This is a genomic window from Paenibacillus agaridevorans (genome assembly GCF_003112455.1).
In the GTDB taxonomy this organism is placed as follows: Bacteria; Bacillota; Bacilli; order Paenibacillales; family Paenibacillaceae; genus Pristimantibacillus; species Pristimantibacillus agaridevorans.
On the sequence record NZ_BDQX01000327.1, the window covers coordinates 7,209 to 17,283 of the forward strand.

At 58.4% G+C, this 10,075-nt stretch carries 7 protein-coding genes; all 7 read right to left on the minus strand.

Features of this window, described 5'->3' with window-relative positions:
* On the minus strand, positions 1-651 hold a 651-nt coding region (locus PAT3040_RS26105), incomplete at its 3' end, for a family 43 glycosylhydrolase (protein WP_258235157.1).
* A 24-nt stretch (positions 652-675) separates the two neighbouring features.
* Positions 676-2,307, minus strand: a complete 1,632-nt coding sequence (locus tag PAT3040_RS26110) for an extracellular solute-binding protein (RefSeq protein ID WP_108994990.1) — start codon at positions 2,305-2,307, stop codon at positions 676-678.
* A 29-nt stretch (positions 2,308-2,336) separates the two neighbouring features.
* Positions 2,337-3,212, minus strand: coding sequence for a carbohydrate ABC transporter permease (locus tag PAT3040_RS26115; protein ID WP_087571587.1), 876 nt, complete (start codon positions 3,210-3,212; stop codon positions 2,337-2,339).
* 12 nt (positions 3,213-3,224) lie between these two features.
* On the minus strand, positions 3,225-4,082 hold the full coding sequence (locus PAT3040_RS26120) for an ABC transporter permease (protein ID WP_256976032.1): 858 nt from the start codon (positions 4,080-4,082) through the stop codon (positions 3,225-3,227).
* A gap of 305 nt (positions 4,083-4,387) precedes the next feature.
* A complete protein-coding gene (locus PAT3040_RS26125) occupies positions 4,388-6,619 on the minus strand; it encodes a helix-turn-helix domain-containing protein (RefSeq protein ID WP_108994991.1) in 2,232 nt (743 codons plus the stop codon).
* A 174-nt stretch (positions 6,620-6,793) separates the two neighbouring features.
* Complete coding sequence (locus tag PAT3040_RS26130; RefSeq protein ID WP_108994992.1) at positions 6,794-8,020, minus strand: VWA domain-containing protein; 1,227 nt, start codon at positions 8,018-8,020, stop codon at positions 6,794-6,796.
* 2 nt (positions 8,021-8,022) lie between these two features.
* On the minus strand, positions 8,023-10,075 hold a 2,053-nt coding region (locus tag PAT3040_RS26135), incomplete at its 5' end, for a DUF5682 family protein (protein ID WP_258235158.1).

The window sequence follows — 10,075 nt, forward strand, 5'->3', positions numbered from 1 at the left end:
GTTGTACGCGCCCGCATAGAACATATACAATCGGCCCTCGCGCTCGCAAAGAGCCGCAGCCTCTATGCATGCTTCTTCCCAAGGCAGCTCGGGCTTCAGTATCGACTCGTCGCATGCTTGTGTCCATGCATCGCGGCCGAAGCCGGAGTCCAGCTCCGCCGTCGCCACGCCTTGCATCTGGATTTCGCCGAGCGGATCGCGAGTGGCGAAGTACAGCAGCAGCTTGCCGCCGAACGGGATGGCATCCGCATCGATCGCCCTGCCGTTATTCCATTCGCCCGTCGGACGGAATACCGGGTTGGAGTTGTTTTTGCGAAAGCCGACGCCGTCCTCCGAGACGGCATGGCAGATCGCATCCTTCGGACCGTTGCCGTACGTCTGGTAGAACAGATGGATGCGGCCGTCCAGCACGACGGCTCCCGGCGCGCATATGCCGTTACGCTCGCACTCCTGTTCCTGCGGCACTTCCCCGATTTTCTGCCACTCCACCAGGTCGTAACTGCGGGCGATGCCGATTCCCCAGCCGGAATCCAATTCCTTGTTCACATGGGGGGCCATCGAATAATACATGTAATACGAATCGCCATAACGGACGACGGCAGGGTCTTTGGCCATTGGTCTGCCTCTATCGATATCCGTGAACATCATCATGGTCTCCGCCTCCATCGTTGCATGCTATTCTTTCTTGGCGAACTGCCACATATCTTTCGCAAAGAAAGCCGTATCCTTGCTCGTCTCATACCAATCCGCGTAGAAGGCCGCAAGCTCTCCGCCGCCGGACTTGTTCCACAGATCGAGAGCTTCGGCATAGGCCTGCTCAATGGTGTAGGAGGCTCCGGCCACAATCGCCTTGTTGTAGAAGTCGCTGATCTTCGACACATTCGTCTGGATTACGCTGAGGTTGTCGGACAGCGTCGGCATATGCTCGCCATGCGTGATAGAAGCATACTCGACGCCTTCTCCCAGATTCGCCTCGTTATTCTGCTTCACCAGCTCCAGGAATTCCTTCTCCAGCGGCTTTTCGGGATCCAGCTGGCTCAAGATGCCGGCGCATGGCTCCAGCTCGATCTGGGACATCAAAAGCTGAAAGTCGATATTCCACGATACTTCCTTGCTGAACAGAGCGGCATCCTGCGGCTTAAGACAGCCGTTCGCGCCTTTTACCGAATGAGTGCCCTCCACTCCGTAACGCAGCATCTCGCCTGCTTCCTTAGATGCCATGAAGTCTATATATTTCATGGCGGCTTCCGGATTTTTTGCATTGGCATTAATCACTGTCGTCATCTGTACCGGATTGTTTACGCCGATGGCGAAGCGGCCATATTCGGACGCCGGGAGCTTGATAGCGATGACTTCGGCATCCGGCACGTTGTTCTTCAGCGGCTCGTAATACTGCGTTACGTTGACGGGATCGACGGTGCGACCGACGAAGATGCCGATCTTTCCGCTGTTCCAGTCCTGCTGCGCCTTCTGGCCGTTCTTGTCCGCGAGGAAATCCTTATCGACAAGACCGGCGTCGTACAGCCGCTTCTTAAATTCGTTCGCCTTATTTTTCTGCTCCCAGCCGCGTACCAGCTTGCCATCCTCCAGCACCCAGTCCACGTCGCGGAACATGGTGTTGATGGCGGAGCCCGTCTCGCCGCTCAGCGCGATGCCGAACGTATCCTTCTGGCCGTTGCCGTCGGGATCGTTTTCCGTAAACGCCTTGGCCACCTCAAACAGCTCCTCCGGCGTCTCCGGCACCTTTAGATCCAGCTTCTTCAGCCAATCGTTCCGGATAAACAGCGCCTGGAAGCCTACCAGCTGCTGAACCCGGCCGAACTCGTACATTTTGCCGTCCGGCTTCGCGGCCGCTTTCTTAAGCTCCGGATATTTTTCCATCAAAGCCTTATAACTGACGCTATGCTCTGCTATCAGATCGTCAACCGCCATAATTTGCTTCTGTTGATATAGCTGGTCGCGGAAGCTCGTGGCGAAGTCGGAGACCACATCCGGCGCGTCGCCCGACGCGAACAGAAGGTTTAGCTTCTGGACCGATTCGCCGCGAGGTATCGGTACGTATTGCGCTTCTACCGGTCCGTTCTCGTTAATCCACTTCGTCCACTGGTTATTGTCGATCGTCCCCATCTCCTGAGGTACGTTGCCGCGCTCATAGATGGACACCGTAATCTTCGACTTGCCTTGCGAGCCGGCGCCTTGCGACTTGTCGCCCTGTTCCCCGCCATCGTTCGAGCATGCCGGAAAGATCGCCGTTCCGGCAAGCAAGCAGGCGATTGCCGCCCATTTCTTTTTGGTCGCATTTCGCATATACACTATCCCCTTTTTCTCGATTGTCGTTATCCTTTGACGGCGCCGATCATGACGCCTTTGACGAAGTGCTTTTGCAAGAACGGGTATACCGCCATCATTGGCAATACCATAACAATAATAGCCGCCGCGTTGACCATCTCCGGAGACAATACGATCTGCTCCGAGGAGCCGGAAGCGTTCATCTGCGAGAGCAGCATCTGACTCTGAATCAATTGTTGAACGAGAACCGCCAGATTGAATTTCCCCGAATCGTTAATGAACATCAATACGTTAAAGAAGGAATTCCAATAGCCAACTCCGTAGAACAGTCCCAGCGTCGCCAGCACCGGCGTGGACAGCGGCAGTACGATCTGCAGCAGATAACGCCATTCGCCGCAGCCGTCGATGCGGGATGCCTCGTCGACCTCGTTCGGTATATTCTCGATAAAGGTCCTCAGCACGAGCAGATTAAAGACGCTTACGAGACCGGGCAGCCAGAGCGCCCAATACGTATTGATCAGCTCCAGGCTTCGGATCGTCAGGTAGGTGGGAATAAGTCCGCCTCCGAACAGCATCGTGAACACGATGCCAAACGTATACGTTCTTCGGCCGAAGAAGTAGGACCGCGTCAGCGGGTATGCCGCCAGTATGGTAAAGACCATGCTGAACAGGACGCCGAATACCGTAATCCATATGCTGTTCATAAAGGACTTCATAATCGGCGTGCCTTCAAATAGCTGCTTATAGGCATCGAACGATAGGCCGACCGGATAGATCGTCACATGGCCGGAAGCTACCGCCTGCATGGAGCTGATGGACAAAGATGCGATATGCACGAGCGGAAGCAAGCATAGCAGGCCAGCAATCGACAGCACGATATACACCGCGATGGAATAAATGCGTTCACCTCTAGACGGTTTCATGTGTTCCTCCCGTTACCATAGTCCATTGCCATACCTTCTGGCGATGGCGTTGGCGATCAGGACAAGAATAAGGCTGACCATCGATTCGAATAACCCCATCGCAGCGGTCAAGCTGAATTGGGAGCCCATTAGTCCGATTTTGTAAATATAAGTGCTTATGACCTCTGATATATTGGATACGGTCGAGTTCTGAAGCATGTAAACCTGATCGAACCCAACCTCCATGACTCTGCCCATCGCCAGGATGAGCATCAATACGATCGTGATCCGCAGCCCCGGGAGCGTTACATGCCAGATCTGCTTCCATCTGGAGGCTCCGTCCATGCTCGCCGCCTCATACAGAGTCGGGTCGATGCTCGAGAGAGCTGCAAGATAAATGATAGCGCTAAAGCCCGCTTCCTTCCAAATGCCGGAGCCGACGAAGATCGCGAGCCACGAGCCTTCCCGGTACAAAAACGGATACGTATGGCCGGTTACGCTCTCCCATATGCCGCTGATAAGGCCGTTTTGCTGGGAGAATACCGTCACCACAATGCCGCTGACAATAATCCAGGAGAAGAAGTGCGGCAAGTAGACGAGCGTCTGCACGATCCGCTTGAACCACATCCTGCGAACCTCGTTCAGCATGATAGCCAGCATGATGGGGAACGGGAACGAGACGAAGATGGACAAAAGGCTGATCACGAGCGTATTGCGGATAATCTGCAGCGTCGTCGGCGTGCTGAACAGCAGCTTGAAGTTATCCAGCCCGACCCATGGGCTGTGCAAAATGCCGTCCGCGAAGTTGTACTTCTTGAAGGCAATGATCGCTCCGAACATGGGCACGTATTTGAAGATGATGAAGAACAAGATGATAGGCACGAACATCATGTAGAGCGGGATGTTGCGTCTCCAAATCCGGTGAATAGGATCACCCCCCTGTCTTTGGCGAAGTTTCGGTCTCCGGTATCCTGCAGGAATTGTCCGAACACAACTCGACTATAGGGCATGGGGCGGACTTCGTTCAATTTCCAATTCTCCCGCGATTAACAATTAGGTAGAGCGGGGGGTTGCCGTCTATGCAAAAAGGCCGTCCCTTCCTTGCGAAAGGACGGCCGGCCGCTTGGCTTCCACGACGCCAAGGGCGTCCGTGGATTAACATTTTTCCTCGATAATCATTTCGGTAAAAGCTGTTGTTACGGGGATTCTCCGGCATGCAGCTTGCGGTATTCGCCCGGCGTCGTCCCCTCGCTCTTTTTGAAGGTGCGGATAAACGAGATGACCTGGGTGTAGCCCACCTGTTCGCCGATGCTCTGGACGGGGAGATCGGTCGAAGTCAGCAGACGTTTTGCCTCCGTCATCCGCAGATTCATCACGTAGTCCACGAACCGCTCTCCTGTGCTTGCCTTAAACAGCTTGCTGACCACTCGCGGGGCAAGCCCAAACATGTCGCTCAGATGATCCAGGGAGATGTCGGGGCTCGAATAATGTTCCTGCAAATACGCAACGATCTGCTCCACGGGCATGAACTGCGGCTGACGGTCCCGCCAGGATTGAAGCGACTCCACAAGGCGATGCAGCAGCTCGCTCATCCCGCTCTGAATTTCGGCGATCAGTTCCTTGGCCAATATGGAGGACGGCGTATACTGCCTGAGCGGCTCCACCCAGACCGCCACCAGTTCCTCGGGCATGTCGTTCATCTCTTTCTCCAGCGAAAAGAACATATAATTGACGACCTCGGCCGTCTGCTCGCGCGAGAGCCTGTCCCTCCTGATGTCGCCGAACAGCCGGTCCAGCTGGTCGATCCACGTCGGATCCGCGCCGCGGACCAGCTTAATAATCCCCTTTGCCGTATGCAGATGCGCATACAAGTCGCCCTGCACGTTCAGCTTCCAGTCGGAAGCGGCATAGATGCGGTTGTAGCCGTGCAGCGCCCGATATTGTCCGGCTTGCATCGCTTCCCGGTACGAGCCGCGTATATCGTCTACCTCGCTCGCGGTCGTGCCGATGTACAGCGACACCGTGAACTGGAGATTGGCGGCCACCCACTCCTTGAGCTGGTCGGCAATGTCCAGCATCCTCGCTTCGTTGTTCGGCTCCCCGAAGTAGACGATGGCGCACAGCTGATCCGCTTCCTTCCACTCCGACCATACTTCGACCCCGTGATTGCGGCAGATTTCCTCCAGCACGCCCTGCACGACGAATTTGAACAGGGTCTGGTCGCGCTGGTTGTAATCGCCGCTAAATTGCTCGCGATTGTCCAGTACGGTCACGAGAACGACGGTTGATGCAAAGGACTGCGGAATGCCAAGCTCGGCCGCCTCGCTCTCCCACTCCTCGTTCGACAGCGGGAAACCGCCCGCGATCAGCTCGTTGAACCAATATCTGCGGCGAATGATCAGATCGTCCTTATGCTTTGCTTCGTATTCGTTGGACTTCTCCATCAGATTGTCGAGCGCGGTGGAGATGAATTGAAATTCGTTATGCTTGTTGCCCTTTCCCAACTGCAGGCTTCGCTTGAGCGCATATCGATCGATGCGGATCATAATTTCTTCGATCGGCTTATAGTTGCGATGCGTGACATAGGTCAGCACGAGGATGCTTAGCAAAATCGTAATCAGCGCCGGCAGCGTCCAGCCGTCCAGGAAGACCGACATCAGCTTCTGCTCGGATTCCGGGATGCCGACGGAGAGGCTCCATCCGGTGTAAGAGGAGCGGACCGTACTGATTCCCCACTCCGATTGCGGCGGCGTATGCTCGCGGAACATGGCGGAGCCGTCCGCATCAGCCAGGAGCAGATAGCCGGACGCATCCGTGTTGACCGTCAGCAAGGCGCGTTGAATCGAGGGCAGCTGCACGTTAACGACAACGTAGCCCTTGGGCACGGCAGACGTAATCGGCAGCGGCTTTACCAGCGAGAGCACGTCTGCCGGCGGATCGGCCTGATAGAGCTGGTACGCTCTCGGCGATGACCAGCGCGCCGCTCCTCCGCTTTCGATCGCCGCGGTCAGGAACGCGTTATCGGCGAACGTATCCCCCAGCTTGAGCAAGCCGTTGTTGGAGATCACTTCGCTGCTCGACAGCTTGTGAATATATACATCGCCCGCCAGCGGGAACATCGTTCGAATGTCCGCGAGACGCTCCGTCAGCTCGAACATGGCGTAAGGGGGAATCGGGGCGGTGCCGTTTAAATATTCGGTTATCTTCTCATCCGTCAGCATCTGCTGCAGCACGAATTCCTCAATCGACTTCATGGACGAATCCAGCACGCTGACCACATGCGATGCAAAGAGGTCGTTCGTGTTCTGAATGCGCACCTTCGTCTCCGTCGTCCATTTTACATAGAAGAAGAGAATGAGGACGAGCACGAGGAACAGCAGAATCGGCGAATAGGACAGCAGCATGCGGTAGAACCACTTCTTTTTCATACGGCCCCTCTTTCGAGTTCTGAGTTACAAGTAGATTCGACATCTGTTGTCGATTCCCTTCACGGTTACGGGGATAGGGCAGGCGGTCCTATACGTCAAAAAAACCTTCATTGCCCGGCCGATGTCCTCATCGGCGGGGCAAGCGAAGGTTTGGTTTCGCCTCCTTGCTGCTCGTTACTTATTCCCACCCGTCAGCTTCTCGGCCAGGGCAGGGAGATCATGGCCCTTAAGCGCTCCCTCCACGAGGGCGGGCAGCATGGACGGCGTGCAGGCGAAGGAAGGAGTGCCGTCCTGGGCGAGTTTCTTCGCCACGTTTTCGTCGTAATAAGGCTTGCCCTGATCCGACAAGGCTAGCAGGCAGATCGTGCGCACTCCCGCCTCTCGCATCTCGCGCATGCGGCGGATGAGTCCGGCCTGATTGCCACCTTCGAACAAGTCGGAGATGAGGATGAATAGCGTCTTCTTAGGCTCCGTGACGAACTGCTCGCAATACTGAACCGACTTGTGAATGTCCGTTCCTCCGCCCAGTTGGATCCCGAACAGCATGTCGACGGGATCGTTGCCGCATTGCTCCGTCAGGTCGACGACCTCCGTATCGAAAGCCACGACCCGGGTATCGAGCGCCGGCATGCTGGCAAAGATCGATCCGACGACGGATGCCCAGATGACGGAATCCGCCATGGACCCGCTCTGGTCGATATCGACGATAATCGTCCATTCCTTGCTGCGGCGGGCGCGGTCGAAGTAATAGAACTTCTCCGGGATGATCTGCCTCCGCTCCGCGCTGTAATGCTTCAGGTTACGCTGGATGGTCCGCTTCCAGTCGATGCCGGACAACGAGGGCAGCGGGGAATGCTGACGGCGATTGAGCGCGCCCGTCACCGCCTGCCTGATCTCGGTCTCCATGCGTTTCTTCAGGTCGTCGACCACGGCTTGCACGAGCTGGCGCGCGGTATCCTTCGTCTTCTCGGGAATCTTCCCCCGCAGCGACATCAACGTGCCGACCAGCCCGATGTCCGGCTTGACCGTCGCCAGCAGCTCCGGCTCGAACAGCAGCTGCTTCCAGCCCTTGCGCTCCATGGCGTCGTTCTGAATGATCGACACGACATCCTCGGGGAACAGGCTGCGGACGTCGCCCAGCCACTTCGCGAGACGCGGAGCGGACTTGCCGGAGCCAGCACCGCCGCGCCCTCCGGCGTTCCCGCCGCTTCCGCCGCCGCCCTCGCCGTTGCCGCCCGTATCGTCATAGATCGCCGCCAGCGCTTCGTCCATGATTCTCTCGTCCTCCGAAAGCTCTAGCCCACCGCTGCCTCCGCCGCTCTCGACGAGTTGCTTCTCGGCTTCCTTGCCGAGCACAAGGCGCCAACGCGACCACAGTTCTTGCTGGAGTTCAGCGCTCATAATCAGAAGTCCTCAAAGTCAAAATCATTCAGCTCCTCGATTTGCTTACTTTCCTTCTCGCTCAGCTCGGCCCCGAGCAGCTCGGCGGCCTGCTCCGGCTGGACGCCCCACAGCTCGCCGAGCACCTCGGCCACCATGACCTTCTCCCTCGCGGAGAACACGCTGAAGGCGCGCCGCAGGAACACGAGCGCTCTCGCGAACTGCTCCTTGTCCAGACCGGTCATATAGTCGTTCAATTGCTCCCATAAGCTCATCCGGGATACGAGCGCATAGCGGTTGCGCTGGGCCAGCCCCTCGAACCAGCCGGACCCGAGCTCCGCCGGCACGCCGGGCGACAAGCGGCGGGACACCTCTTGCTCGCAGTCCGCCGCGGACAGCACGCCCCGCTCCATGAGGATGGCGCAGGCGAAGCCCGACAGGCGCGGATTCAGGTCGTCCCGCGCCGACAGCTCCTCCAGTTGGCGCACCCACAGCGCTTCGTCCACGGCTTCGGCATGCTCTTGGGCGACGCCGTTCAAGCCGTTAATCGCCGCGACCATCTCCGTCGCGGCCTCGTCGTTGCAGGCGCTCGCCTCCAGCAAGAACAGGCTGGACCGCAGAAACAGCTTCTCCAGCATGGGGATCAGCGGCGCCGTGTCCATCCGTCTCACATCGCCGTACGAGATGATGACGGACAATTGCCGGACGGCTTCGGCCAGCTGCACGACGTCGCGGCTGTCCGCCGCCAGCCCTTCCAGAGCCGCCGTGCCCGCCTCCAGTTGGGAAGCCATGCCGCACAGGCAGGCCGTTCTGATCAAGGAGGAGGCTTCGGCAATGCTGGCGCAAGCGGCCAGCTTCTGCGCCAGCGTATAACCGGCCGCGACCTCGATCGTCTCCCCGAGCAGCGTCGCCTCCACCGTCTGGATCTCCGCTTCCGGCGTCCATTGCAGCACCCAATGCTCCGCCCAGTTGGCCCCTTGCTGGCTGCTGGGCATCTTCTTCGCCAGCGAGATGCCCAGCAGCTCCAGCCGGTGCAGCAGATAGGAACGGCGCAGATCCAGGAACGCGGCCTCCTCCGACTTGACGCGGCGATTCTCGCGCAGGTCGAGCGACAGGTCCTGCGCCACCGCCGTCCGGTATTTCTCCAGCTTCAGCTGCTTCAGCAGGCGGTTCAGGTCGTCTTGCACCGGCGTCTGGCTGACGCCTTCGGCGAGCGACCCGATGCCCGTGCCGACGTCCAGTCCAGCGAGCGCTTCGGCCACGACGCCGAGATCGCCTCTGCCGAGCAGCGTCCGCGCCGCGTCGTGCAGGTCGAGCAGCGTCGGCTGCCCTCCGTCGTGCAGGGCGGCCAGCGACTCCGCCATCCTGACCGCCTCGATGACTTCGGCGGTAGAGCGGTGCGTACCCGAATTCCGCAATTTCCGCGCAATGGAAGACATATAGTAGTGAGGCAGCTCGGACAGCCGGTTATCCCCCATGCATTCCCACATCAGCTCATAGTACCCGGGCGCCTTGTTTCCCGCCCCGTAGCCGGAAAGGGAAGACAGCCGGTAATAGGAATAAGGCATCATCGTGCGCCGGGCGCCTACGGAAGGCAATCCGGCGATCTCCTCGTCGGTCATCGCCCCGTCCAGGTTCTCCAGCGCGGATGCATGGTACGCGCCGCATACCACGACGATGCGTTCCGGCTCATGTCCGTCCGCAATGGCGTCCGCGATGCGGCGTTTCATGTAGCTCTCCCGCACGGCATTGTACGCGAACTCGCCCGCGGCCCGTACCCGCTCCTCGCCGATGGACATCTCCCGCATGGATGCGGAGAACGCCAGTATCGCCTCGCGATAAGCCTGCGGCGATAAATTATGTTCGTAATGGCGCTCCCAATACGTATCGTAATCGGGTTCGCCCGCAATGGCCGCAATGCGTTCATAAAGCGACTCGCGCTCTTCCAGCGGTAAAGAATCCGAAGCAAGGTCGTCCGAACGCACCTTCCCCGTCTCGGCCGACGGCTCAGGCTCCGCCGGGGATTCGGGCCCCGAGGCCGACGACCTCCCCCGCCGCTCCTGCAGCGCCAGTACG

What these genes read in the sequence shown, in the direction of transcription:
- PAT3040_RS26110 (WP_108994990.1), bottom strand. Translation starts at nt 2,307, where the DNA reads ATGCGAAATGCGACCAAAAAGAAATGGGCGGCAATCGCCTGCTTGCTT.
- PAT3040_RS26115 (WP_087571587.1), bottom strand. Translation starts at nt 3,212, where the DNA reads ATGAAACCGTCTAGAGGTGAACGCATTTATTCCATCGCGGTGTATATC.
- PAT3040_RS26120 (WP_256976032.1), bottom strand. Translation starts at nt 4,082, where the DNA reads ATGATGTTCGTGCCTATCATCTTGTTCTTCATCATCTTCAAATACGTG.
- PAT3040_RS26125 (WP_108994991.1), bottom strand. Translation starts at nt 6,619, where the DNA reads ATGAAAAAGAAGTGGTTCTACCGCATGCTGCTGTCCTATTCGCCGATT.
- PAT3040_RS26130 (WP_108994992.1), bottom strand. Translation starts at nt 8,020, where the DNA reads ATGAGCGCTGAACTCCAGCAAGAACTGTGGTCGCGTTGGCGCCTTGTG.